General features: G+C 58.4%; 23 protein-coding genes. 16 read left to right on the top strand and 7 right to left on the bottom strand.

Features of this window, described 5'->3' with window-relative positions; genetic code table 11:
• Nucleotides 1-61: 61 nt before the first annotated feature.
• Nucleotides 62-958, bottom strand: a complete 897-nt coding sequence (locus KZ772_RS10710; protein WP_290536567.1) for a metal-dependent hydrolase — start codon at nt 956-958, stop codon at nt 62-64.
• Nucleotides 959-1,036: 78 nt separating this feature from the next.
• Between KZ772_RS10710 and KZ772_RS10705 the strand changes: the two genes are divergently transcribed.
• The 6 genes from KZ772_RS10705 (at nt 1,037) to KZ772_RS10680 (ending at nt 7,572) form a co-directional block, all read left to right on the top strand.
• Nucleotides 1,037-2,167 carry an AraC family transcriptional regulator gene (locus tag KZ772_RS10705; RefSeq protein ID WP_290536566.1) on the top strand — a complete coding sequence of 377 codons (1,131 nt, stop codon included), beginning with the start codon at nt 1,037-1,039 and terminating at the stop codon, nt 2,165-2,167.
• Between the two features lie 104 nt (nt 2,168-2,271).
• Nucleotides 2,272-3,231 carry an MBL fold metallo-hydrolase gene (locus tag KZ772_RS10700; protein ID WP_290536565.1) on the top strand — a complete coding sequence of 320 codons (960 nt, stop codon included), beginning with the start codon at nt 2,272-2,274 and terminating at the stop codon, nt 3,229-3,231.
• A gap of 250 nt (nt 3,232-3,481) precedes the next feature.
• Nucleotides 3,482-5,272: an ABC transporter ATP-binding protein/permease gene (locus KZ772_RS10695; RefSeq protein WP_290536564.1), complete on the top strand. Its 1,791-nt coding sequence runs from the start codon at nt 3,482-3,484 to the stop codon at nt 5,270-5,272.
• 36 nt (nt 5,273-5,308) lie between these two features.
• Nucleotides 5,309-5,695, top strand: coding sequence for a hypothetical protein (locus KZ772_RS10690; protein ID WP_290536563.1), 387 nt, complete (start codon nt 5,309-5,311; stop codon nt 5,693-5,695).
• 131 nt (nt 5,696-5,826) lie between these two features.
• The gene (yghU, locus tag KZ772_RS10685) at nt 5,827-6,699 is read left to right on the top strand and encodes a glutathione-dependent disulfide-bond oxidoreductase (RefSeq protein ID WP_290536562.1); all 873 of its coding nucleotides are present in this window, start codon (nt 5,827-5,829) and stop codon (nt 6,697-6,699) included.
• Nucleotides 6,700-6,900: 201 nt separating this feature from the next.
• Nucleotides 6,901-7,572 (top strand): hypothetical protein, encoded by a 672-nt coding sequence (locus KZ772_RS10680; RefSeq protein ID WP_290536561.1) that lies wholly within the window; start codon nt 6,901-6,903, stop codon nt 7,570-7,572.
• Nucleotides 7,573-7,817: 245 nt separating this feature from the next.
• Here the strand turns inward: KZ772_RS10680 and KZ772_RS10675 are convergent, their stop codons facing one another.
• The 4 genes from KZ772_RS10675 to KZ772_RS10660 all read right to left on the bottom strand — a co-directional run bounded on the left by KZ772_RS10675 (nt 7,818) and on the right by KZ772_RS10660 (nt 11,424).
• Nucleotides 7,818-9,275: a protein adenylyltransferase SelO gene (locus tag KZ772_RS10675; RefSeq protein WP_290536560.1), complete on the bottom strand. Its 1,458-nt coding sequence runs from the start codon at nt 9,273-9,275 to the stop codon at nt 7,818-7,820.
• Nucleotides 9,276-9,357: 82 nt separating this feature from the next.
• Entirely contained in the window at nt 9,358-9,840 is a 483-nt protein-coding gene (locus KZ772_RS10670) for a nucleoside deaminase (protein WP_290536559.1), read from the bottom strand.
• 47 nt (nt 9,841-9,887) lie between these two features.
• Complete coding sequence (locus KZ772_RS10665) at nt 9,888-11,081, bottom strand: integrase arm-type DNA-binding domain-containing protein (RefSeq protein ID WP_290536558.1); 1,194 nt, start codon at nt 11,079-11,081, stop codon at nt 9,888-9,890.
• Between the two features lie 169 nt (nt 11,082-11,250).
• Nucleotides 11,251-11,424: a hypothetical protein gene (locus KZ772_RS10660; protein WP_290536557.1), complete on the bottom strand. Its 174-nt coding sequence runs from the start codon at nt 11,422-11,424 to the stop codon at nt 11,251-11,253.
• Between the two features lie 350 nt (nt 11,425-11,774).
• Between KZ772_RS10660 and KZ772_RS10655 the strand changes: the two genes are divergently transcribed.
• Both KZ772_RS10655 and KZ772_RS10650 read left to right on the top strand, forming a co-directional pair.
• Nucleotides 11,775-13,151 carry a cytochrome ubiquinol oxidase subunit I gene (locus KZ772_RS10655; protein ID WP_290536556.1) on the top strand — a complete coding sequence of 459 codons (1,377 nt, stop codon included), beginning with the start codon at nt 11,775-11,777 and terminating at the stop codon, nt 13,149-13,151.
• Complete coding sequence (locus KZ772_RS10650) at nt 13,151-14,149, top strand: cytochrome d ubiquinol oxidase subunit II (RefSeq protein ID WP_290536555.1); 999 nt, start codon at nt 13,151-13,153, stop codon at nt 14,147-14,149. Before KZ772_RS10655 ends, KZ772_RS10650 begins: the two co-directional genes overlap by 1 nt.
• 100 nt (nt 14,150-14,249) lie before the next feature.
• Here the strand turns inward: KZ772_RS10650 and KZ772_RS10645 are convergent, their stop codons facing one another.
• Entirely contained in the window at nt 14,250-15,071 is an 822-nt protein-coding gene (locus KZ772_RS10645; RefSeq protein ID WP_290536554.1) for an arylamine N-acetyltransferase, read from the bottom strand.
• A 100-nt stretch (nt 15,072-15,171) separates the two neighbouring features.
• Here KZ772_RS10645 and KZ772_RS10640 point away from each other — a divergent pair, with 100 nt between their 5' ends.
• The 7 genes from KZ772_RS10640 to KZ772_RS10610 all read left to right on the top strand — a co-directional run bounded on the left by KZ772_RS10640 (nt 15,172) and on the right by KZ772_RS10610 (nt 22,263).
• The gene (locus KZ772_RS10640; protein ID WP_290536553.1) at nt 15,172-15,636 is read left to right on the top strand and encodes a hypothetical protein; all 465 of its coding nucleotides are present in this window, start codon (nt 15,172-15,174) and stop codon (nt 15,634-15,636) included.
• A gap of 123 nt (nt 15,637-15,759) precedes the next feature.
• Entirely contained in the window at nt 15,760-16,287 is a 528-nt protein-coding gene (locus KZ772_RS10635; RefSeq protein WP_290536552.1) for a GNAT family N-acetyltransferase, read from the top strand.
• Between the two features lie 106 nt (nt 16,288-16,393).
• Nucleotides 16,394-17,305, top strand: a complete 912-nt coding sequence (locus KZ772_RS10630) for a LysR family transcriptional regulator (RefSeq protein ID WP_290536551.1) — start codon at nt 16,394-16,396, stop codon at nt 17,303-17,305.
• A 69-nt stretch (nt 17,306-17,374) separates the two neighbouring features.
• Entirely contained in the window at nt 17,375-18,268 is an 894-nt protein-coding gene (locus KZ772_RS10625) for an alpha/beta hydrolase (RefSeq protein WP_290536550.1), read from the top strand.
• The gene (locus KZ772_RS10620; protein ID WP_290536549.1) at nt 18,265-18,711 is read left to right on the top strand and encodes a hypothetical protein; all 447 of its coding nucleotides are present in this window, start codon (nt 18,265-18,267) and stop codon (nt 18,709-18,711) included. Before KZ772_RS10625 ends, KZ772_RS10620 begins: the two co-directional genes overlap by 4 nt.
• Nucleotides 18,712-18,814: 103 nt before the next feature.
• Nucleotides 18,815-20,011 (top strand): GGDEF domain-containing protein, encoded by a 1,197-nt coding sequence (locus KZ772_RS10615; protein ID WP_290536548.1) that lies wholly within the window; start codon nt 18,815-18,817, stop codon nt 20,009-20,011.
• A 53-nt stretch (nt 20,012-20,064) separates the two neighbouring features.
• A complete protein-coding gene (locus tag KZ772_RS10610) occupies nt 20,065-22,263 on the top strand; it encodes an EAL domain-containing protein (protein ID WP_290536547.1) in 2,199 nt (732 codons plus the stop codon).
• A 102-nt stretch (nt 22,264-22,365) separates the two neighbouring features.
• Here KZ772_RS10610 and KZ772_RS10605 read toward each other — a convergent pair whose 3' ends face one another.
• Nucleotides 22,366-22,845 carry a hypothetical protein gene (locus KZ772_RS10605; protein ID WP_290539524.1) on the bottom strand — a complete coding sequence of 160 codons (480 nt, stop codon included), beginning with the start codon at nt 22,843-22,845 and terminating at the stop codon, nt 22,366-22,368.
• On the opposite strand from KZ772_RS10605, the gene KZ772_RS10600 reads away from it, so the two are divergent.
• Nucleotides 22,829-23,476: an EAL domain-containing protein gene (locus KZ772_RS10600; protein WP_365870102.1), complete on the top strand. Its 648-nt coding sequence runs from the start codon at nt 22,829-22,831 to the stop codon at nt 23,474-23,476. The two genes, KZ772_RS10605 and KZ772_RS10600, sit on opposite strands and share 17 nt — an antisense overlap.
• The last annotated feature ends 17 nt before the right edge of the window (nt 23,477-23,493 follow it).

Raw genomic sequence — 23,493 nt, 5'->3', positions numbered from 1 at the left:
AGTCCGGTTTGGGGGCTGGCCGCGGCAATGGGTGCGTGTCCCCGGTAAGCCTTGGCCGGTCTCAGCCCCAGTCACCCAGCCATTTCTTCTTCGCGTTCTCCACCAGATCCCGGGCGTCGTGATTCCACGGATGGAATTTCGGGCTGTAGAACTTGACGTAGGCGGGCAGCAGCCTGCGAAATATTCCGGGTTTGCCCCACATGTAGTTGAGTGCGCTGACCCATGCCTTCACATTGCTGAGCTGGCCGTCGGCCTTCATCAGTTGTATCAGATGCACGCTGGTCAACACCGGAAATAGCATGCTGACTCGCATCATCTCGGTCACCCGAGCAAATTCACTGCCTCCGACGGCTTTGTAGACGTCAAAGGCTACGGCCTTGTGCTCGGATTCCTCAATGGCGTGCCAGGCCCAGACCGGTGCCATGCGCGGGTCCATCTCGTCCAGTGCGTCGTACTTGAGGAGAAATTCCTCGGACATTATCGCGGTGAAATGTTCCACTGCGACGGTATGGGCGAGTTGACGTTCCGGGCTCAAGTTTTTACGCATCCAGTTCATAAAGCCGAGGACTTCTTTCTCCAGGCGCGCCAGGTCGACGCCGCGCTCCTGCAGGAAACCGTTCAGCATTTCGTGCTCGCGGGAGTGGTGCGCTTCCTGGCCGATAAACCCCTTGATGGCTTTTTTCAGTTCCGGATCGGTGATCTGCTTTTCGTAGTGGCGCACGGAATCGATGAAGAAACGCTCGCCAGGCGGGAAGCCAGCGGACATGGCAGCCAGCAGTAGCGTCTTCACCGGGTGGTTGTCCCACCAGTAACGAGGCAGGTCATTCTCGGCGAATTCGAATTTGGGGCGACGGATTTGCGGGACCATGCCCTTGGGGGTCTTGCTGACGGCGTTGCGTACGGTACCGGTGAGCCCTTTGCGTTTCTTATCCTGATTAATGGGAACATTAGCATTCATGGTTGTGCTCCTTTGCGGCCGTGGGCGGCCCTTTTGTCTCAATATGGGCCATACGGTACTGGTTGCCCGGCGAGGAGCGTGAGATTCTGCCCGGACAGAATAATTATCATTGGTGACCACATGGTGCACAGTGAGTTGATGGAGGAGACAGACAAGCTGCTGGCGAATCTGCCGCCCTGGACTCGTCAGCCCACCCAGTCAGCCACTTACCCGCATGCCTTCGTGGAAGCGGCGGTGGCGGCGGGTGCGTCACGCCAGGGGGTGCTGGAAAGCGCTGCGCTCTCCCAGGCGGATTTGGCGGGGCTGGAGGAACCGGGGGGGCTGGTGTCATTGCGGTCGGTGATTCGCATCGCCGCCGCAGTGCTGGTGCATACCGACGATGACTCCCTGGGTTTTGCCTGCGGGCAACGGATGCCGCTGACCGCCCATGGCCATCTGGGATATGCCCTGATGTGTGCCGACACGCCGCGCCAGGCGATACATATTCTCGAGACCTACTGGCATGTGCGTGGACGCGGTGCCCTGTGTACCGTCCATGAGGAAACGCAGCGCGTTTTTCTGGAGTTGTTGCCCGAAGTGGATTCGCCGGCCAGGGTGCAGCAGATGCTGTTCAGCGCCATGCTGACAAGCATTTTCAAGGGCATCGAATTCTTGTTACCCCAGGCACCGATCACGGTGGAGTTCTGGCTGCAGTATGACTTTTCCCTTCGCCCTGGCACTGACATGGCGTCCCTGCCACCGGTGCGGCTGGGAATGCCGCGGGTGGGGATTGCCCTGGAGGGCGATCTGACCATTCTGGATGCCCCTCTGCAAACAGCTAATCCGGAAGGCCTGCGCGCTGCGCTGGCTCTGTGCGAACGGGAAAGTGCGCTGTCGGCGGCGGGCAGTGATGTGCTGCGTCGTGTGCGTACTGCTCTGGTGCCGGGGCCTGACGGCTATCTATCACTGGAGGGGCTGGCTCAGATGCTGCACATGACACCGCGCACGCTACGGCGCCGGCTGCAGGAACAGGGTTATAACTATCAACAATTGCTGGAAGACGCCCGCCGTCGTGACAGTGCCCAGCTGCTGCGTGATCCGACACTGGAGATCCGCCGTATCAGTGAAAAGCTGGGATATCTGAACCCGGCCAATTTTACCCGTGCCTTCAAGGGCTGGACGGGTATGTCGCCCCGGGAGTGGCGGCGGCAATGGGAAAATGGCGGGTAGCAAGTGGGAATCAGTGCTCGAACGCCCACTTACTACCATGGTCGCCTGGGGTGGCGCCTAGTCACTGACGTATAGTAAAGGCTCATGCGCTGCAGGAGCCCGCCATGGCCTTTCAGGTCTATCAGCCACTGCCGTTTGGCATTACCCGTATCGATACCGCCATGGTTCACGACGAGCTGGCGGCCTGTTATCTGCTGGAAGACGCCGGCGAATGCGCCATCATCGAGACCGGCACCCACAACACGGTCCCCATCATCCTGTCTCTGCTGGCGGAAAAGGGGATTGATCGGCGGCAGGTGAAATACGTGATTCCCACCCATGTGCATCTGGATCATGCCGGGGGTGTGGGTGGCTTGATGGAAGCGTTACCCGAGGCCACCTTGTTGATCCACCCCCGTGGCGCCCGCCACATGATCGACCCGGCTAAACTCAAGGCCGGGGCCATGGCTGTCTATGGGGAGAAAGCGTTCGCGGATATCTATGGGGATGTGATCCCGGTGCCGGAAAGCCGGGTGCGGACCATGGATGACGGGGACCAGGCCGTGGTGGGCGGGCGCACCCTGCAGTTTATCGATACACCGGGGCATGCCCGGCACCACTTCTGCGTCCACGACCCGGTATCCCGGGGGCTGTTCACCGGCGATACCTTTGGGCTTTCCTATCCTGCCCTGACCACCCCGAACGGGCCCTTTATCTGCCCGACCACCACTCCGGTGCAGTTCGATCCGCCGGCGCTGAAAGCCTCCATCCGCAAGCTGCTGGCCCTTGCGCCCCAGCGTATTTACCTAACCCATTACGGCATGGTGGAAAACCCGCAACCCCTGGGCGAGCGACTGCTGACCATGGTGGACGACTATGTGGCCCTGGCGGAAAACGTGGCACCAACCAGCGACACTGAGGCGCTGGAAAAAGTACTAATGACTGCCATGGGTGAGTATCTGTTTCGCTGTGCCCGTGAACATGGCTGTGAGATGTCCGACGAGCAGCTGCAGGCGGTGCTGGGGCTGGATATCCAGCTCAACAGCCAGGGCCTGGCGGTGTGGTTGCAGTCCCGTTCCTCTTAGCCCGACGATGAAAACCGGTATTCATGGCGGCATGCTGCTGCCTGATATTTCTTGTAGGAGCGTCGCTGGCGGCGCGAACTGGAACGAAGTGCATAACCCGACGTTTGCAATCGCGCCGCCAGCGACGCTCCTACGGAAAGCCGGAAAAAGGATTCATTAACGGTAATAGGGTTCCCGGGTGTTCCGTCATCCGATTGTTGCCCGGCATGTTGTTATACTGCGGGCACTTTTCTCCGAAACAGGCCTTGTTATGCGCGGTATGAGCCAGGACGTCACCCCCAAACCTATCGACTGGTCCGTGCTGAAAACCCTGTTTCCCTATCTGCTGGAATTCCGTACCCGTATTGCCCTGGCGGTGGTTTGCCTGGTGCTGGCCAAGCTGGCCAGCGTGGGGTTGCCGTTTATTCTCAAGCACATCGTCGACGGGCTGGACGCCAAGGATGTCAGTCAGTTGATCACCCTGCCGCTGGGTCTGTTGCTGGCCTACGGGGTGGTGCGTTTTTCCAATGTGCTGTTCGGTGAACTGCGCGACACCCTGTTCGGGCGCGTTACCGAGCGGGCCATGCGGCGGATAGGCCTGAAGGTGTTTCGGCATCTGCATGCCCTGGATCTGGATTTTCATCTCAACCGCCGTACCGGCGGGCTGTCCCGCGATATCGAGCGGGGCACTAATGGCATCAGTTTTCTGCTGCGTTTCATGGTGTTCAATATCCTGCCCACCCTGCTGGAAATCGGCATGGTGATCGGGCTCTTGCTGTGGAACTACGATGTCTGGTTCGCCTTGATCGTGGCGGTATCGGTGGCGGCCTATGTGGCCTTTTCCGTGTTCGCCACGGAATGGCGGCTGGCCTTTATCCGCGAGGCCAACCAGGCGGAATCCTCCAGCAGCACCCGTGCCATCGATAGCCTGCTCAACTATGAAACGGTGAAATATTTCACCAACGAGGAATTTGAAGCCCGTAACTACGACGAGAACCTGGAGCGCTGGGAGCTGGCCCGGGGAAAAAACCGTTTGTCACTGTTTGCCCTCAATGCGGGCCAGTCACTGATTATTGCCGCCGCCATGACAGCAGCCATGGTGCTGGCGGCGGTGCAGGTCACCGACAAGGTGATGACCCTGGGTGACTTCGTGCTGATCAATGCCTTCATGATGCAGGTGTTCATGCCGCTGAATTTTCTCGGTTTTGTTTACCGGGAAATGAAAGGCGCCATGACCAATATCGAAAACATGTTTGCGGTGTTGGACGTGCAGCCTGGTGTGGTGGATCGCGAAGGCGCCAGCGAGCTGACAGTGGGCGACGGTGAGATCCGCTTTGATGATGTGCACTTCGGGTATGGCGACACACGGGAAATTATTCGCGGCGTCAGCTTCACCGTGCCACCAAAACAGAAGGTGGCGATCGTGGGCAGTAGCGGGGCGGGAAAGTCCACCCTGTTCAAGCTGCTGTTCCGCTTCTATGACGTGAACAGGGGCGACATCACCATTGATGGTCAGTCGATTCGTCAGGTCAGCCAGACGTCCCTGCGCCGACAGATCGGCGTGGTGCCCCAGGATACGGTGTTGTTCAATACCAGCATCTTCGAGAATGTGCGCTACGGTCGTATTGATGCCAGCGACGAAGAGGTTCGCGAGGCCATTCGGCTGGCCTACCTGTCCGACTTCGTCGCCTCCCTGCCGAAGGGAGAGAACACCATGGTGGGCGAACGGGGACTGAAACTCTCCGGTGGTGAAAAGCAGCGGGTGTCCATCGCCAGGGCGTTGCTCAAGCATCCGCCGATCATGGTCTTCGACGAAGCCACCTCATCCCTGGACAGCCATTCGGAAAAAATCATTCTCAAGGCCATCCGCGAGATTTCCCACCAGCAGACCACCCTGGTGATCGCCCATCGCCTGTCCACCATCATGGATGCGGATCGCATCATTGTGCTGGACAACGGCCAGGTGGCGGAGCAGGGCAGTCATGGCGAGTTGCTGGCCCGGGGCGGCTTGTATGCGCACCTGTGGGAAGTCCAGCAGCACGAGAGTGGTATATCGCGTTAAGCCTTCAACGGGTAATTCTGAAAGGGAGTGGCAGCAATGGCAGAGAAGACGGTTTTGATTGTTGGGCTGGAGCCAACCCTGATTGATTTTTCAGATCCGGCCTATGGTTTCGTGCCGGGTATCAATGCGGAAAAGGTCAAGGCAGGGTTGGACGCGTCGGAAAACGCCCTGAAGGAGCTGGGCTATGCTGCCGAACAGTGTCTGATCGATTTTGGTGACACCGCAGAGGCGGTACTGCAGAAAAAACTGGCGCAGCAGCATTACGATTGCGTGCTGATCGGTGCCGGGGTTCGTGTTGTGGAAAGCAATTTCCTGCTTTTCGAGAAGGTGATTAACGTGGTGCACCGTCATGCGCCTCAAGCCCGGCTTTGCTTCAATACCCGGCCTGATGATACAGCCGAATCGGTTAGGCGCTGGGTGTAGTCAGCAGGCTACCGACAGGGTGCGTGAAAAGCGGTAGAAAATGCCAAGCATCATGGAGTAAAGGGCAAGACCTGAGCGCCGTCGGCGGGTACCCTGCCGATAAGAGATGATTCTAACCGGGAGCTGTTTTTATGTCCGATGACACCTACACCCCACCCCGCGTCTGGAAGTGGGACCAGGCCAATGGCGGTGCTTTCGCCAATATCAACCGCCCCATCGCCGGCCCCACCCATGACAAGGCCCTGCAAGTGGGCAAGCATCCTTTGCAGCTTTACTCCCTGGCCACCCCTAACGGGGTAAAGGTCACAGTGATGCTGGAAGAGTTGCTTGAGAAGGGCCACAAGGATGCGGAGTACGATGCCTGGCTGATCAATATTCAGAATGGCGACCAGTTCGGCAGTGGCTTTGTGGAGGTGAACCCCAACTCCAAGATCCCCGCGTTGATGGACCACAGCGTTACCCCGCCACGCCGGGTATTCGAGTCCGGCAACATCCTGCTTTATCTGGCAGAAAAATTTGCTGAATTCCTGCCCGCGGAACCAGGCAAACGTACCGAAACGCTCAATTGGTTGTTCTGGCAAATGGGCAGTGCGCCACTGCTGGGGGGCGGCTTTGGTCATTTTTATGCCTACGCCCCGGAAAAGTACGAGTACCCGATCAATCGCTACACCATGGAGATCAAGCGGCAGCTGGATGTGCTGGATCGTCAGCTGGCAGAAAACGACTATATCGCCGGTGATGAATACACCATTGCCGATATGGCCATCTGGCCCTGGTATGGTGCGCTGGTGACCAACAAGGTCTATGAAGCGGCGGAATTTATCGAAGCCCACACCTACAAGAATGTGCTGCGCTGGACCGAGCAGATCGGCGAACGACCGGCAGTGAAACGCGGCCGTAAAGTGAACCGCGCCTGGGGCGACCCTTCCAGCCAGTTGTGGGAACGCCATGATGCCAGCGATTTCGAGCTGCGCACCCTGGACAAGCTGCAAGGTGAGCAATAGCAAACCCCGGTGCTGATCAAGACGTAGGGTGCACTGAGCCCAAGCGAACTGCACCATTCAAACGCCGGATCGGTGCAGTTCGCCTTAGGCTCAGTGCACCCTACGCAAGGCATTACGTTTGCTGCTTTCCGGTAAGACGTTGTCGCGATGACGGTGATCTGACTGGTGTGATGGCCCTTTGTCTTGCGTTAACCTCACTCCATGACCACGTCGCCAACCGCTGTCCGCTTGGCGCCACTCGCCTGGGCCACTGCCCTGTTGCCGCTGGTGACCATGCATGTCTGCTACCTGCTCTCCGCCAGTGAGCAGCTGGTCCCCTGGTGCCTGCCCTGGTTCGAGGGGTGTACCAGCATTTCCCGCGCGTCCCGTTCTGGTACCGCCTATTTCGTGTTCAAGGCGGGCATGTTGCCTGCCTGTGTCTGCATGGTGTTGTTCTGGTGGAGCAATCGTTATTGGTTACGGCAACTGGGCGTGGAGCCGAAGGTCTGGTGGTGGCTGGGGATGCTGGCGGCCCTGCCTCTGGCGCTGTATACGGTGGTGCTTGGCCACGTGGGGGATACGCCCTACCTGCTGCGTCGGATCGGTGTCGTGGGATTCTTCGGCCTGACCTACCTGGCACAACTGGGGCTGAGTGCCTCCCTGCGTAACAGTGCGCTGTCGTCGGCGGGGCAGCGGTTGTTCCGGCTGTGCGGCGTTACGCTTCTGGTGGGCATCGGGTCATTGATACTTGGCGTGATCTGGCCGGAACACTACGACACCATGGATGACGGGTTTGAGTGGACGTTGGCGGTGCTGATCAATCTGCATACCTTGTGGGTGGCACGGCTATGGCAGCGTAGCGGCTTCTCCGTCACGTTTTCATCGACCCCCTGATCTGATATCGCGATCCAGACAATGCCGTAGGAGCGTCGCTGGCGGCGCGATCCCAAACCTGTTTTAAAAGCATTCTCCCCACAGATGGCAGAGAGCACACCGAGAAAACCTTTTCTTTTCCTCGGTGTGCTCTGTGCCATCTGTGGTAATACATTCTTTAGCCACGTTGGGCTATCGCGCCGCCAGCGACGCTCCTACGGCGTCTTTTGTGGGCAGGGCAAATCCATGGTCGGGGCGACTGGTTATCAGGTGCCGCAAAATGTCTGGCAGACCCGTTCCTCTGGCGCTGGCGGCTGGCGATAGGCGTTGTCCAGGCCGCGGTCCTCATACGGGGCGTTCAGCGCTTTCAGTAGCGCCGTGGTAACAGAGAGATTCCCCTGTTCCGCTGCGACCAGCGCTGCTTCTACGCGATGGTTGCGGGGGATCACCGCCGGGTTGTGATTGCGCATCAGGCACAGGGACGATTTGAGTGGCTTGCGGTTCCGCCCCAGTCGGGCCTGCCAGCGCTGGTGCCAGTTGATGAAGTCGTCATCCTGGTAAAAACGATCTTTTGGGAAAGACTTGGCAGTGAGATCACGGAAGGTATTGGTGTAATCCGCCTGATGGGTTTTCATCCATTCCAGCAGATCGGTAATCAGCTTTTCATCCACCGGATCATCACCGAACAGTCCCAGCTTTTTCTTCATCATTGCCAGCCACTTTCCACTGTAGCGTTCGTTGAAAGACTTGATCACAGCGGTGGCTTTCTCGATGGCGCTGTCCACGTCCTCGTCGATCAGTGGCAGCAGGGTCTCGGCGAAACGGCTCAGGTTCCACTGGGTGATGGTGGGCTGATTGCCATAGGCGTAGCGGCCCTGACGGTCGATGGAGCTGAACACCGTGTCCGGGTCGAAGCTGTCCATAAAGGCGCAGGGGCCGAAGTCGATGCTTTCGCCACTGAGTGTCACGTTGTCGGTATTGAGCACGCCGTGGATAAAGCCTACCCGCATCCAGTGCACGATCAGATCAATCTGGCTGTCCATCACCGCATCCAGCAAGGCCAGTGCCTTGTTGTCGCCGTCATTTTTTTCCGGGTAATGACGGTTCAGGGTGTAATCCACCAACGCTTCCAGTAACGCCGGATTCTGCCGGCCGGCGGCGTATTGGAAGGTGCCCACCCGCAGGTGTGATGCGGCTACCCGGGTGAGAATGGCGCCGGGCAGGGCGGTTTCGCGCAATACGGATTCCCCGGTGCTAACCACGGCCAGACTGCGGGTGGTGGGGATGCCCAGGCCATGCATGGCTTCGCTGATGATGTACTCGCGCAGCATGGGGCCCAGCGCGGCACGGCCATCACCGCCCCGGGAAAATACCGTGCGACCGCCGCCCTTGAGCTGGATATCCCGCCGCGCGCCATCCGGGGTGATCTGTTCGCCGAGCAGAATGGCGCGGCCATCGCCGAGCATGGTCAGGTTGCCGAATTGATGACCAGCGTAGGCCTGGGCGATGGGATCGCTGCCGTCGATCAGCTCATTGCCCGCCAGGAGGGCTGCCCCTGCCGGGCTGTCCAGCCCGTCGCCGTCCAGCCCCAGTTCCTTGGCCAGGGCCCGGTTGAACAGCAGCATCTGCGGTGCCTTCACCGGCTGTGGTGGACAGCGGGAAAACAGGTCTTCCGGCAAATGGCTGTAGCTGTTGTCGAACTGGAAACCGAAGGGGCGGGTCATTGTGGGCGCTCTGCAAACCATGGGCTTACAGGTTAACAGGAGGGGTCGGGCGGGGTCATTCGGTGTGGCTTTTTAACAGGCCCTAGTAGTCCTGCCGGTCCTCACTGGTTTGCCATAACTCGAAGGCGGCTAGCCGGCGCGGGTGATCAAGTTGTTTGGTGGTCAGCTGGCGCTGCGCGACAGGTCGGGCCAGTTCCTGGTAGATAAACTGGTCATCAAAACCGATACGGGCCGCATCGGCCTGGCTGTTGAGATAGAACAGCTTGTCGGGTCTGGCCCAGTAGATGGCACCCAGGCACATGGGGCAGGGCTCGCAACTACTGTAGATCACACAGCCATGGAGCTGGTGGCTACCGAGGTGGTGGCAGGCGTCACGGATGGCTTCCATCTCCGCGTGGGCGGTGGGGTCACGCTGGTCCGTCACCCGGTTACAGCCCTGGCCGATAATGACGCCGTCTTTCACCACCAGGGCGGCAAAAGGCCCGCCCTGGCCCTGGCGTACATTGTCCTCAGCCAGGTCGAGAACAGTCTGGATCAGGTTCTGATGATTATGGATCGGTTCCATGGTTCAGCGTCCTGAGGTATTGGCGTGCCAGCATTGCTTGGCATTCCTTAACGGCGGGTGACCTTGCCGATCACGGTGTTATCCAGATAGTCCGCCCAGGCCTGCAACATCTCCCGGCGTTTTTCCAGGTAGGCCTGGCGGTCGGTTTGTTCGTCGCCGGTCTGGCTGAGCAGTTGTGACTGGATCTGTTCCGCCTGGTAGCCCAGCTCGCCCAGGGCGGTGGCGGCCAGGGTGCGCAGGTTGTCGGTGGAAACGGGTGTAGTGCGGGTGACTTTCTTCAGCGCGCCGGTGAGGGTGCTGGCGCCCAGATGCTTCTTGCGGTCACGGGTGCCGGGGAAAATATATTCCTGGCGGCCGGTAAGGGGTTCTATTTCCCGCAGCAGTTCCACTGCCTGGCGGGGCAGGGGTACGGTAATGATCTTGCTACCGTCCGGGCTATCGGTGCTTTTACGGCGGATGCGCCATTCTCCAGCATCCAGATCCATGTCGGACCAGCGCGCGTTGACGATCTCGCTGGGCCTGGCCAGCAACCAGACGGTGAGTTTGAGCGCCGCTGTCGTGGTGGTGCGACTCCATTGGCCGAGCACGCCGCTGGCCAGATTGAAGAGTTGCTCGCGGGTGCTAAGCAGGAACTCCGGCTCGGTGCCGGAGCCGGTGAGGCGCCGGCGCAGGGCGCCGGTCTGCTGGTAGCCGGCCACGCCGGTATCGCGGGCATGGGTGTAGACCCGTTTGGCAATGCCCAGTACCCGTTTGCCCTTGTCCAGATGCCCCTCGGCACCCAGGGCGGCAGCCAGGGACTTCAGATCTTCCGGGGTGACTTCGCTGACCACCCGCTTGCCGATACTGGAGATCAGGTAGTTTTCCATTTGCCGTTTGGTGCGGCGAAACTGTTCTTCAGAGACTTCAAACCGGTAGACCCGTTCCAGCCAGTCCCGCGCCACCGCTTCGAAGGTTTCCACCGAGGGGCTGAACACTTCCCGCTTTTCACAACGGGTAATCGGGTCGGTGCCGTCGGCGATCAGCTCCCGGGCCTCGTCACGAAGCTGGCGGGCAAAGGCCAGGGTGACTTCCGGGCAGGGGCCCAGGGTAATGACCTTGCTGCGGCCATCGAACCGGTAGTTGAATTTCCAGGTACGATTGCCATTGGTCTCTACCAGCAGGTAAAGCCCCTTGTCGTCCCGGAGTTTGTAGTCTTTCTTGAGAGGTTCGGCGTTGCGGACGTCCGCGGAAGTCAGGGCCATGGCTCGCTGCAGGTCAGGTTATTGTCGGCATCGCGTAAAACGATGCAGGGATTACAGACAATAAGCTACCCAGCTTTGCCGAGGCGTTCAATTGCTGTGCGGTAAGTGCCCGTTTGCTGGCCTCTGGTCAAAGCCTGCCGTGGCTTTGGTGAGGCGAGCCCCGTCAGCGTCAGGTGGCGTCGCTGATGCTCGTCTGGGCGCCATCAAACAGCTCCCTGACTTCGCCACCAGCCAATACGATGGTGGCGATGGCCACCATGGCGATCAATGAAACGAGAATGGCGTACTCTACAATGGAAGCGCCACTTTCTTCCTGCACAAATGCAGTGATGAGCTTGAACATGGCCTCGCCCTCCTGGCGGTTTGGGTATCCTTTTAAATCACAATAGCACGCTTGTTCCGGTACGGTGATGACTTTGATGTATGCAAAAAGGAGAGCATGAAGTTCAGGTTTGTTGGGGGTTTTCTCCACCAAGTTGCCGGTTTTCGGTGATATTTTTCTCCCCGGGAAATAATGCAAAATTTAGGCATTTGTTGGCTTCTTGTAAGAGAGGCCGAAGGTCATGGCGCTTGCTGTCATTCTGCCAGTTGTTGACCTGGGGCAATTTGTCACACACCGTCGCAATTTCTATGTGCTAGCCTAGTGAAAATCATGAATCCTGTTCGCAGGCCTGACATGGGGAGGTTGTGCCCGTGGAGTTTGATCCGTTCCTGCTGGCCCGGCTGCAGTTCGCTGCCAATATCAGTTTCCATATTCTTTTCCCCACCATCACCATCGGCCTGTGCTGGGTGCTGTTCTATTTTCGCCTGCGCTATACCTTTTCCGGTGACAAGGCCTGGGAATATGCCTACTTCTTCTGGGTAAAGATCTTTGCCCTGAGTTTCGCCCTGGGGGTGGTATCGGGCATCACCATGAGTTTTCAGTTCGGCACCAACTGGCCCGGTTTCATGGAGCGCGCGGGCAACATTGCCGGGCCGTTGCTGGGTTATGAAGTGCTTACCGCCTTTTTCCTGGAAGCGTCTTTCCTGGGCATCATGCTGTTCGGTAAAGATCGGGTTTCCAACCGTACTCATCTGATAGCCACGGCGCTGGTGGCAGTGGGTACCTCGTTTTCCGCGTTCTGGATTCTCAGCCTCAATTCCTGGATGCAAACCCCCACGGGGTACCGGATTGAAGATGGTGTGTTCTTCGTGGAAAGCTGGTGGGAGGTGATCTTCAACCCGTCCTTCCCCTATCGCTTCGCCCATATGTTCACTGCCTCCCTGTTGACCGCGGCTTTCCTGATCATGGGTATCAGTGCCTGGCGGGCCATGCGCGGTGTGGATGGCCCGGCCACCTGGAAGGTGATGCGCACCGGTGCACTGATGGCGGCTGTGCTGGCGCCGTTGCAGGTGGTTATCGGTGACTTGCACGGGCTCAATACCCTGGAGCACCAGCCTGCCAAGATCGCCGCCATGGAGGGGATCTGGGAGACGGAAAAAGGGGCCCCGCTGACTCTGTTCGGCTTTCCCGATGAGGAAGAGAAGACTACCCACATGGCCATCAAGGTGCCCAAACTGGCCAGCTTCATCCTGACCCATGAGTGGGACGGTGAAGTGCTCGGGCTCAATGAGTTCGAGGGAGAAGCCCCGCCGGTGGCGCCGGTGTTCTGGGCGTTCCGGGTGATGGTGGGCATCGGCATGTTGATGGTGCTGGTGGGCTGGTGGTCGGCCTGGCGGCTGTTCCGCAACCGGGATGAAAACCGCGACACCCAGACCTGGCTGCTGCGGGCCCTGTCGGTGATGACCTTCTCCGGCTGGATTGCGGTGCTGGCGGGCTGGTACGTGACCGAAATTGGTCGCCAGCCCTGGATTGTGGATGGTCTGCTGCGCACCTCCGAGGTGGTGGCGGATCACAGTAGCGCCACCGTTGCCGGCACCCTGTTCGGCTATGTATTGCTGTACCTGTTCCTGTTGGTGTCCTACATCGCCACCTTGCGACACATGGCCACCAAGCCGGCACGGTCCCTGACGCTGACCCCTCAGCAACGGGCCATGAATGATGCGGAAACTGCCGAAGGAGGCGCGTGATGGATCTGGGATACTGGCTTCCGTTGTTCTTTGCCGGCGCCATGGGCCTGGCGCTGCTGATCTATGTCATTCTCGACGGCTACGATCTGGGCATTGGCATGTTGCTGCCTTTCGCCAGCGATGACGAAAAGGATGTGATGGTGGCAGCCATCGGGCCATTCTGGGATGCCAACGAAACCTGGATCGTGCTGGGTGTGGGTATTTTGCTGATTGCCTTTCCCCAGGCGCATTCCATCGTGCTCACCTCCCTGTACCTGCCAGTGACGCTGATGCTGATGGGGCTGATTCTGCGCGGGGTATCGTTCGATTTTCGGGTCAAGGCCGGCGACAAGCACAAGGCCAAGTGGAATCGTCTGTTCGCGTTTGGCTCGCTGGTGGCTTCCGTCAGCCAGGGCTGGATGCTCGGCGCCTTTGTCACCGGGCTCACCGGCGATGCTACCAGCACCCTGTTCGCCGCGTTGATTGCGTTGGCCTTACCGGCCCTGTACATCATGCTCGGTGCCGCCTGGTTGCTGATCAAGACCGAAGGCGAGCTGTTCAACAAGGCCGCTCGCTGGGGGCGGCTGGCGGTATGGCCCACGGGCGGGTTTTTGCTGCTGATTTCCATCGCCACCCCGCTGGTCAGCAGTACCATTGCCGACAAGTGGTTCACCCTGCCCAACGCCATCGGCCTGATGCCCATTCCTCTGGCGACCGCGCTGGCCTATGCAGGGCTGATCTGGGTGTTCAACAGCAAGCAGATCCTGAACAACGGTTATGGTTGGCTGGCCTTTGTGGCGTTGATGGTGGTGTGTGTGCTGGCGAGTATCGGGCTGGCCTACAGCCTGTTCCCGGATATCGTGCTGGGCCAGATTTCCATCTGGGAAGCGGCGTCGGCCACGGAGTCCCTGCTGTTTACCTTCTGGGGTGCCATCATCGCCTTGCCGATGATTCTGGGCTATACGATCTTTATTTACCGGGTGTTCCGCGGCAAGGCCACGCACCTGAGTTACGAGTAGCAATTCGCCTTGTGAACAAGGCTCCAACGGCGTAGTGCCCTAGCGCTACTTAAACCGTTGGAGCCTTGCTCGCAAGGCGAAGTTTTTCAAACGGTTTCCATTACCGGAATAATGATTTTTCGTTAAGCACTTTCTCCAGGCTTTGTCTCTCAATCCCCGCCATATCAATGGCAAACACCCCCTGCAGTAAGCCCCATAATTCTGTCACCGACGTGATCGTGTGTTTTTCACTGCGGCCATCAGGATAACGCACCGTATAGAGCTCGTTGAGCAAGGTATGGCGGCGATTTTCGCCGGTGCGCACGGCAATCAGGTTATTCACGAATTTGGATTGCGGGTGGCAGGCCACGTACCAGTTGGCCATCTCGAAATCCACGGCGCCCTGTTGCATCAGATCGAAGCGATAAAGCAGGCGCCATGGACCACCAACGTTAACCCACAAGCTGTAACCCTCCTGATCCACATCCACACGAAACGGTTCCAGCGGTGTGCTTTGTGGATCACGGCAGTGGAGTTGCAGTGGCGCGGTGGGTGTCATGCCACCGAATCCCACATCACTGAGATAGTCCTCACCGCCAATCGTCACCAGTAGCAGCATATGCGAGCGTGGTGGCCAGGCATCGTCGGGCTGGTTCCAGTAGACCCGGCCGGTGATGCCGCGGGCCTGGAACCCCAGGGTGGTAAGCACCTCCAGGAACAGCAGGTTATTCTCGAAACAGTATCCGCCGCGACGCTGGTGAACCAGCTTGTCCATCAGGGCCTGGCGATCCAGTGGCACCGGGAGCCCCAGCAGCGGGTTCAGATTTTCGAAGGTAATGGCCTGCAGATGTAATTGTTGCAGGGCCTTAAGGGTGGTCAGGGTGGGTGGCTTTTCCCCCTGATAACCGATCCGCTGCAGGTAGGCTTCAATATCCAGCGTCATGGTGTGAGTCCCTGTTGGAAAAAGATCAGGCAAGCATAAAACCTCAACTCTGGTTGATGTAAAGTCTCAATATCAAAAATAAAGGACAGAGGGTGCAGGGATGAGATGGGCTCTGGGGATTCTGGCGGGATGGTTAACGATGTCTTTTATGGCGTCGATTATTTCTCTTCTCACCATGGCGGGAACGCTCGGCTACAACCTGTATTTTGGAATGGAAGGTATTCCGCCGAAGGAAAAGGCCGATTGGATGGCCGGTTATCTGGACAAAGTGACGAATGATTTCTGGTTCATTGATTTTCCCGCTTGGGGGATCGGTGCCCTATTGGCAGGATGGGTGTTGATCCGGATTACGCGAACCGAGAACGGTTTTGCCGTGGTGGCTGTGTCTTTGCTGATGGGTACCTATGTCGGGCTGAATTACTGGAACTGGCCTGGCAGTGTCGGGCCCTTCCTGGCTGTTTCTGTACTGTTCTTTATCGGTGCTTATATTGCCGATCAGCGCCGGCAAAAAGTGGGAAAGGTGCAAGCCTCTGGTACTGGAGACGATATAGACAAAACTGATTAATATGGGAAAACGATAAACAGCTGGCAGTCGTTAAAAAGGATGCGGGTTACGCTTTTGCAAAACAGACCGGCATGATGCGTACAGGGCTGTGCGCTACACAGGGAAGGCGATAGCAAAAACGTTATGAAAGTCTCAGTGGCAACGGACAGGCTCACCTTTACCCCGCTCACCGAAGCGGACCTGCCGGTGCTGCATGACTGGCTGGGGCGTGAGCATGTCAGCCGCTGGTGGGGGCCGCAGCGCAGTCTGGAGGAGGTGGTGCGGGACTATCATCCGGCCCAGCGTTGCTTCGGCGGCCCCATGTTTTTCTTTATCAGACTGGATTCTGAGCCGCTGGGTTTTATTCAGCGTTATGCGCCTATCGAGCACCACCATGAAGGCTGGTGGCTGGAAATCGACGATCCCGGCGTGCGTGGGGTGGATGTGTTTCTTGCCAGCGAGAGCCACCTGGATCACGGGTTTGGCAGCACGGCAGTGGCGGCTTTTGTGGCGATGCTGTTCGACGACCCCCTGGTCACCGAAGTGATCGCCGATCCGGCCCCGGATAACCTGCGTGCCATTCACTGTTTCCGCAACGCTGGCTTTATTGCCCGTCAGGTGGTCAAAACCCCGGATGGCCCCGCCTTGCTAATGCGCTATCGCCGTCCTTGATCGTCAGGTTCCAATGAGCTGCAGCCCTTTCGCAGTGTCACGAGAGGATTGTCTCCCGGTGGCGATTTTCTGACACAATCAATGAATCCGAAACGGAGCGCTGAGTGTGGCTGACCTTCCCTCCCTGAATCTATTGCGTACCTTTGACGCCGTGGGCCGGCACATGAGTTTTCGGGCCGCTGCCGAGGAATTGCACGTTACCGCTTCGGCGGTGAGCCACCAGATTCGCGATCTGGAAGAGTATCTGGGTCTGCCGTTGTTTGTGCGTGGCGCCCGCCAGGTGAGCTTTACCCCGGAAGGGCAGCAATACCATCAACAGATTTCGCCGCTGCTGCAGCAACTGCGTCAGGCTACCCAGTCCCTGCTCAGCCGTGACCATCCCCTTGCCCTGCGGCTCAGTGCCATTCCCTATATCGCCACCGATGTGATTGCCCCGGAGCTGGCCGCCTTCCAGCGCCAGTGGCCCGGGTTGCGTGTGGACGTGCTGGGTGACACCCGCGCCATGAATGTGGAAGAGGGCGAAGCGGATGTGGCCATCCGGTTTGGCCTGGATATCCACGATAACGCCATTCCCCTGGTGCCTACCCAATGCACCCCGCTGTGCGCGCCGGAGATTGCCGAAGCGGTACGGAATGACCCGGAAAAAGCCTTTGCTACCTTCCCGGTCTACAACATGAGCGGCTACATGGATCTGTGGCAGTTCTGGCTAAAAGAGCAGGGCTGGCGGTTGCCAGCAGACCACACTACCAACCTGAACAGCTATCGAGGCCTGCTGGTGGCCGCGTCTCAGGGTGGCATCTGCCTGGGATTCCTGCCGGTGGCGGTGCCCTGGCTGGAGCGCGGTGAGCTAGCGATGCCGTTTGCCGAACGGACCGTGTCACTGGGGCAGCTGTCCCTGGAGGTGCGTGACGGGCTGCGTTACCAGCCGGAGATTCAGGCCCTGATTCCCTGGCTGCGCGAGCTGTTCCAGGGCTATCAACAGCGCACGGATGAGTTTTTCTCACCACCCCCTGTGTAATCCTCAATTTTCCCGTTTCCAGCCCCGGCCTAGGCTTGCTTTCAACCTTCTGTGTTGTGGAGCAAGGCCATGAGTCTCAGCGACAGTTTTACCCTGACCACCGAGGACGGCGCGCTACTGCAGGCCAGCGGCTTCCGTGCCCGGTCACCCCGGGCCGTGGTGGTCATGGCCGGTGGTACCGGTATTCCCCGCCAGTTCTATCGCCATTTTGCCGCCTGTCTGGCAGGCAGCGGTCTGCATGTCATCACCTTCGATTACCGGGGCAAAGATAGCGCCGTGGCAGCGGAGCAGTTGCGCATGGCGGACTGGGGCCGCCAGGATCTGGATGCGGTGCTGGCCCATGCCGCGCAGCGTTTTCCTGAGTTGCCGCTGCTGTTTGTGGGCCACTCCGTGGGTGGTCAGATCTTCGGGCTGGCCCGTCATTCGGAGAAGGTGCAGGCAGCGCTGCTGATTGCTTCCCAGAGCGGCTACTGGCGGCACTGGCCTGGGGCCTGGCGTTGGCGCCGCTGGCTGGACTGGCACCTGCTGACACCGGCTATGATTCGTCTAGTCGGTGAGCTGCCCGGCTGGATGCTGGGCGGCAAGCCATTGCCCGCCGGCATCAGCAAGGAATGGGCGCGCTGGTGTCGCTCGCCTCATTATCTGTGCGAACGCAACGGGGCGCCCATGCGCGATCACTTTGCCCGCTTGCGTTTGCCCATGCGGTTTTACGGCATCAGTGATGATGTCGGTCTGGCGCCGCTGGCGGCGGTGCGGGCACTGATGGGTTTTTATCCGGTGGCCGGCAAAGAGCTTCAGGTATTAACCCCGGCGGATGCCGGTGTTGCGGCCCTGGGGCATTTCGGTGTGTTCCGGGAAAGCGCCAGTGTGCTGTGGCCACCCATGGTCGAGTGGTTGCTGGTATCGTTATCCTGTGAGCCGCTGCGGTCAGGGCGCGGTGAGTTACAGGAGTGTCTGTCATGAAACGGAACGTATCGCGGCGGCTGTTGTTCGCCGGTTTCCTCTTGCTGTTACTGGGGCTGTTGACCGGCTTCACCCTGCCGCTTCTGGCCAATCCGCGTATGGGGCTGGCCAGCCACATGCAGGGCATTACCAACGGCTTGCTGTTGGTTGCCCTGGGGCTTTGCTGGGGGCGCCTGGTGTTGTCCTCCAGGGCCGCCTGGCTGACCGGGTGGCTGGCGCTCTATGGCACCTATGCCAACTGGCTGGCAACGCTGCTTGCTGCCATCTGGGGCACCGGGGCCATGATGCCGCTGGCGGCGGCGGGCTTCACGGCGGCACCCTGGCAGGAGCAAGTGGTCAGCCTGTTGTTGATCAGCCTGTCCCTGGCCATGGTGGTGGCGTTGCTGCTCGTGATCTGGGGCTTGCGTCCCGGTGCGCAGCAACGCCATGAAGAGGACGGGTAGTCTTTCCGACCACTGGCGGCTGGCAGGGCACCAGCGTCGATCAGATTTCACTCAATCGGGTTAGCCGTGTGACATAATTCCGGTATGAATGAGAACTCATGCCATGTCAGCGGTTGATCGCAATCCGCTTCCCATCACCGATCTGCTCGACTGGAGTGATCGGGACAAGAGCCTGTTGTTGTCAGTGCTCACCGGCCTGCTGATGCTCGGTTTTCTCGGCTGGTTATTGTTCACGCTGCGCTATACCGGTTTTGGTGAGCAGTTCCTGTCTTTGGAAGGGGCTGCGCTGGCCCGCGATATCTTCCTCTTTAACGTGATGGGCTGGCTGTTGCTGGCCTGCTGGGGCATCGCCCTGCACAAACGCAAACGCCACTCGGTGGCCTACCCCAATGTGTGCATTCACTTCTTCGGCTTTTCCTTTCTCGGGGTCGGCTATGTGATGGGCCTGTATAACCCGATCATGGGTCTGGTTCTGGTGGGGTCACCGCTCACCGGCTTTATTCTCTTCGATTTCAAACGGGTCACCTGCAGCCTGGTGCTGCACACCGTCATGGTGCTGGCCATCTATGCGCTGATCGTGCAGGGCAAGCTGCAATATGCGCCGCTGCTAAAGGCGGATCCGGTGACCAAGGACATGGTGTCCGTTTACTGGGTCAACAGCATGATTGCCTTTTCCGTCCCTTTTCTGACCATGGTGTTCGGGTTCACCTATGTACTGCTGCGCCGTTGGCAGATTCGTGAAAATCAGATTCGGGACCTGGCCGTTACCGATCCGCTGACTGGCCTGTCGAACCGGCGCGCCCTGTTCGATCAGTTCAGCTATGAGCTCGCACGTAGCCGGCGCAGTGGTAGCTCTGTATCGGTATGCGTCATGGATCTGGACCATTTCAAACAGATCAATGACCGCTATGGTCATGGTGCCGGGGACCGGGTACTGGAGAGGGTGGCGGAGATATTGAAAGGGTCTCTGCGTGAAACTGATCGTGTCGGCCGCATTGGTGGTGAAGAGTTCATGGTGCTGATGCCGGAAACGGATCTGAATGGCGCAGCCCTGGTAGTGGAGCGATGTCGTAAAGGGATAGAGGCGCAGCGCATTGCACTTTCCGATGTATCGATATCGGTTACCGCGAGTTTTGGTGTCGCTTGTGTCCGGGGGGATGAGGTGCTCAGCGAAGAGCAGATTTTCTGCCAGGCAGACAAAGCCTTGTACCATGCGAAGGAGAGGGGCAGAAACAGAGTTGAATTCTGGCATGGCGACACTGAGCAGCGATTCCGGGAGGCGGGAGCAGGGATTGCCTGAATAGCAAACTCCCTGGGGTTTCTTCAAATAATGAAAATTGGCGAGGGATGCCAATGAATTATAAGAATGAAAGGAAAACATGGGGGTGGATGTACGGTTGCGCTGCCTTGTTCGTCGCTTCTGTAGCCTGTGCCGAGAGTACTGTTCCGGAAACCATTATTTTTGCCGGTGATGATAATTATCCTCCGTTCCAGTGGGTTGATGAGAGCGGGAAAAACAGGGGGATGATTTTCGACCTGGAGAAATCCCTGGTTGAACGACAAGGCAGAAAATCTGAGCACCGGTTGATGGATTGGGCGTCAGCAATTGATCAGCTTGAGTCCGGCCAGGTTGATGTGGTGGCAATGTTCGCTTCAAAAAAACGAAGTGAAAAATTCCTTTTCACGACCCCCTTCTATTTTCTCACGCACGGTATTTATGGTCTTCCTGGTAGTCCCGGGATAAGTGATGTGACGGCGCTTTCCGGAAAAAGTGTGGCGCTGGAAAATAAAGGATATGCCGAGGAGGCATTGGCAGAAAATAACATCGCTGTGATCCCGGTATTGCGGGAGGACTTCGAAGCCGCGCTTCGTGCGGTGATAAACGGTGAAGCAGAATTTGCCGTGGTTCCGCAGCAGTTGGCCAACCGCACTATTGCCCTGGAAAAAATGGACCTGCAGTCCCTGGGGCCACCGATATGGCCGAGACCCTATGTGTTTGCCGTCTCTGCAGAACGTCCCGGTTTGCATGCCTGGCTTCAGAATGAACTGGGTCTGGTGATATCCAGCGGTCGTTATTACGATATTTTTGAACGATGGCGTAGCCAGATAGAGTGGTCAGAAAATGCAGGATGGTGGCGTTACAAATGGTTGTTATGGGGCCTGGCAGGGGTGCTGTTACTGGCGCTATTGGGTTATGGCTATTCATGGCAAATGCGCACCCTTGTTCAGCGCCGCACTCGTGATCTTGAAGGGGCCCTGGATTCGCAGAAAAAAGCGGAAAATGAGTTGCGTCATTGGGCCAGCCATGACCGTCTGACCGGGTTGGCTACCCGCGCCGGGTTCTTCAGCCAGTTACAGGCGATTTCCCGTCAGAAAAAAAACGGTGTCCTGCTGGTTCTTAAATTGACCGATCTGAATGAAATTATCTGTGGGTTGGGCTTTCAGATCGGTGAGGGGGTGCTGGCGGCAGTCGGGCAACGCTTTCAGAAGCAGAACTTTCTCGCTGTCGGACACTTTGGGCGCGGGGTCTTTGCGGTTCTCGCAGAGGGTACGGTGGCGAGCATTGAGGATTTGATTGATGTGTCGCCCTTGTCGGTGGGCGGTATGGATATAGAGCCCCGTTTTGGCGTGGGGGTGGCGCGTCTGGAAGGCCGGCGATGTGATGTAACGGAAGTGTTGAGACAGGCGGAAACGGCAATGGCTGTTGGCGCCAGCCGCCGGCGTTACTGGATGCACTACCACCCGGGAATGGATCCGGACCCGCAGGCATTGTTCGTGATTCGCGATTTTCGCCGAATGCGGGGCGAAGGCTTGAGTGTTTGTCTGCAGCCTCAGGTTGATTTGAGTAGTGGGGCGGTGGTCGGCGCCGAGGTGCTGGTGCGTTGGAATCACCCTTCCCTGGGAGAGTTGTCACCGGCTTACTTTGTTCCCTTGCTTGAGCGTGCCGGGCTGATATCCAGGCTGACAGAGTATGTCTTGAATGAAGCTGTCCGAATAGCTGCAGGGCTTCGGCGTGATGGCTTGCCTACCTGTCTGAGTGTGAACATTTCCGCTGTCGACCTGCTGGAAACCGACTTGTATCGGGTCGTGTTACAGGCACTGGAAAAATATCAGGGCCGGCCAGAAGATCTGCGCCTGGAAATGACAGAAACCAGTGTCATCAGTGACCCGGAAAAAGTCAGCGAAGTGGTTGCCCGTCTGGCAGAGATGGGGGTGGAGTGCAGTATTGATGATTTCGGCGTTGGCTTTTCTTCCATGTCGTATTTACGACAGTTTGCTGTCAGAGAAATAAAGATTGATCGCAGTTTCGTCACTGACATGCTGGAAGAAGATGCGCACTACGCCATAGTGCGAGCGGTGATTGCCCTGGCCCATGAGCTGAATATGACGGTCGTCGCGGAGGGGCCGGAGGACAATGATACCGTCAAGGCGTTGATGGATCTCGGCTGTGATCGTATTCAGGGTTATGTGTTTTCCAGGCCGGTACCCCTGAGCGCTTTTTATGATATCCGGACTCGCACCCTGGCTGTTGGTGACAGGCTGGAAGCCTAGAATCTCCCGCCATGCCGGTTTACGCCAGGGAGATTGCGACCCGGCAAAGAAAGCGCAAGGCTCACTGAGCCCTGCGCTCTTTATAGCGTGCGGGCGGGGTGCCTACGATTCCATCCCGGCAATCAGCGCATTCACGGCGCGGGCAAACTGCACCGGCGAATCCTCCTGAAGAAAGTGACCGCCTACCAGGGTCTGGTGAGGCTGTCCCTTGGCGCCGGGAATACGCTCCTGCATGTACTTGTCGCCGCCCCGGGTGATCGGGTCGCCGTTGCTGAAGGTGGTCAGGAACGGTTTGTTCCACTGTTCCAGCACTTTCCAGGCCTTGCGATTGGCATCGCTGGCCGGGTCATCCGGGGTCACCGGCACCAGCTTCGGAAATGCCCGGGCGCCGACTTTGTATTTCCTGTTCGGGAAGGGGGCATCGTAGGCGCGACGCTCATCCGGGCCCAGTGTCTTGAAGGTGCCACTGCCGATAATGCGGGCGATGGGGAACACCGGGCTGTAAAGCGCGAAATTCTTCCACACGTGAAACGCCTTGGGGACTTTCAGATCGCCAGTGGGCAGCATGCCGTTACCTACCACGATGGCTCCCTTGCTTGAGCGTGCCGGGCTGATATCCAGGCTGACAGAGTATGTCTTGAATGAAGCTGTCCGAATAGCTGCAGGGCTTCGGCGTGATGGCTTGCCTACCTGTCTGAGTGTGAACATTTCCGCTGTCGACCTGCTGGAAACCGACTTGTATCGGGTCGTGTTACAGGCACTGGAAAAATATCAGGGCCGGCCAGAAGATCTGCGCCTGGAAATGACAGAAACCAGTGTCATCAGTGACCCGGAAAAAGTCAGCGAAGTGGTTGCCCGTCTGGCAGAGATGGGGGTGGAGTGCAGTATTGATGATTTCGGCGTTGGCTTTTCTTCCATGTCGTATTTACGACAGTTTGCTGTCAGAGAAATAAAGATTGATCGCAGTTTCGTCACTGACATGCTGGAAGAAGATGCGCACTACGCCATAGTGCGAGCGGTGATTGCCCTGGCCCATGAGCTGAATATGACGGTCGTCGCGGAGGGGCCGGAGGACAATGATACCGTCAAGGCGTTGATGGATCTCGGCTGTGATCGTATTCAGGGTTATGTGTTTTCCAGGCCGGTACCCCTGAGCGCTTTTTATGATATCCGGACTCGCACCCTGGCTGTTGGTGACAGGCTGGAAGCCTAGAATCTCCCGCCATGCCG

This window comes from Alcanivorax sp. (genome assembly GCF_019431375.1).
Lineage (GTDB): Bacteria > Pseudomonadota > Gammaproteobacteria > Pseudomonadales > Alcanivoracaceae > Alcanivorax > Alcanivorax jadensis_A.
This window is presented reverse-complemented; position numbering and strand designations above follow the sequence as displayed.

Bases quoted from the DNA above. Each gene is read 5' to 3' on its own strand.
- KZ772_RS10710 (WP_290536567.1), bottom strand. From the start codon at position 958: ATGAATGCTAATGTTCCCATTAATCAGGATAAGAAACGCAAAGGGCTC.
- KZ772_RS10700 (WP_290536565.1), top strand. From the start codon at position 2,272: ATGGCCTTTCAGGTCTATCAGCCACTGCCGTTTGGCATTACCCGTATC.
- KZ772_RS10695 (WP_290536564.1), top strand. From the start codon at position 3,482: ATGCGCGGTATGAGCCAGGACGTCACCCCCAAACCTATCGACTGGTCC.
- KZ772_RS10690 (WP_290536563.1), top strand. From the start codon at position 5,309: ATGGCAGAGAAGACGGTTTTGATTGTTGGGCTGGAGCCAACCCTGATT.
- yghU (WP_290536562.1), top strand. From the start codon at position 5,827: ATGTCCGATGACACCTACACCCCACCCCGCGTCTGGAAGTGGGACCAG.
- KZ772_RS10680 (WP_290536561.1), top strand. From the start codon at position 6,901: ATGACCACGTCGCCAACCGCTGTCCGCTTGGCGCCACTCGCCTGGGCC.
- KZ772_RS10675 (WP_290536560.1), bottom strand. From the start codon at position 9,275: ATGACCCGCCCCTTCGGTTTCCAGTTCGACAACAGCTACAGCCATTTG.
- KZ772_RS10670 (WP_290536559.1), bottom strand. From the start codon at position 9,840: ATGGAACCGATCCATAATCATCAGAACCTGATCCAGACTGTTCTCGAC.
- KZ772_RS10665 (WP_290536558.1), bottom strand. From the start codon at position 11,081: ATGGCCCTGACTTCCGCGGACGTCCGCAACGCCGAACCTCTCAAGAAA.
- KZ772_RS10660 (WP_290536557.1), bottom strand. From the start codon at position 11,424: ATGTTCAAGCTCATCACTGCATTTGTGCAGGAAGAAAGTGGCGCTTCC.
- KZ772_RS10650 (WP_290536555.1), top strand. From the start codon at position 13,151: ATGGATCTGGGATACTGGCTTCCGTTGTTCTTTGCCGGCGCCATGGGC.
- KZ772_RS10645 (WP_290536554.1), bottom strand. From the start codon at position 15,071: ATGACGCTGGATATTGAAGCCTACCTGCAGCGGATCGGTTATCAGGGG.
- KZ772_RS10640 (WP_290536553.1), top strand. From the start codon at position 15,172: ATGAGATGGGCTCTGGGGATTCTGGCGGGATGGTTAACGATGTCTTTT.
- KZ772_RS10635 (WP_290536552.1), top strand. From the start codon at position 15,760: ATGAAAGTCTCAGTGGCAACGGACAGGCTCACCTTTACCCCGCTCACC.
- KZ772_RS10625 (WP_290536550.1), top strand. From the start codon at position 17,375: ATGAGTCTCAGCGACAGTTTTACCCTGACCACCGAGGACGGCGCGCTA.
- KZ772_RS10620 (WP_290536549.1), top strand. From the start codon at position 18,265: ATGAAACGGAACGTATCGCGGCGGCTGTTGTTCGCCGGTTTCCTCTTG.
- KZ772_RS10615 (WP_290536548.1), top strand. From the start codon at position 18,815: ATGTCAGCGGTTGATCGCAATCCGCTTCCCATCACCGATCTGCTCGAC.
- KZ772_RS10610 (WP_290536547.1), top strand. From the start codon at position 20,065: ATGAATTATAAGAATGAAAGGAAAACATGGGGGTGGATGTACGGTTGC.
- KZ772_RS10600 (WP_365870102.1), top strand. From the start codon at position 22,829: ATGCCGTTACCTACCACGATGGCTCCCTTGCTTGAGCGTGCCGGGCTG.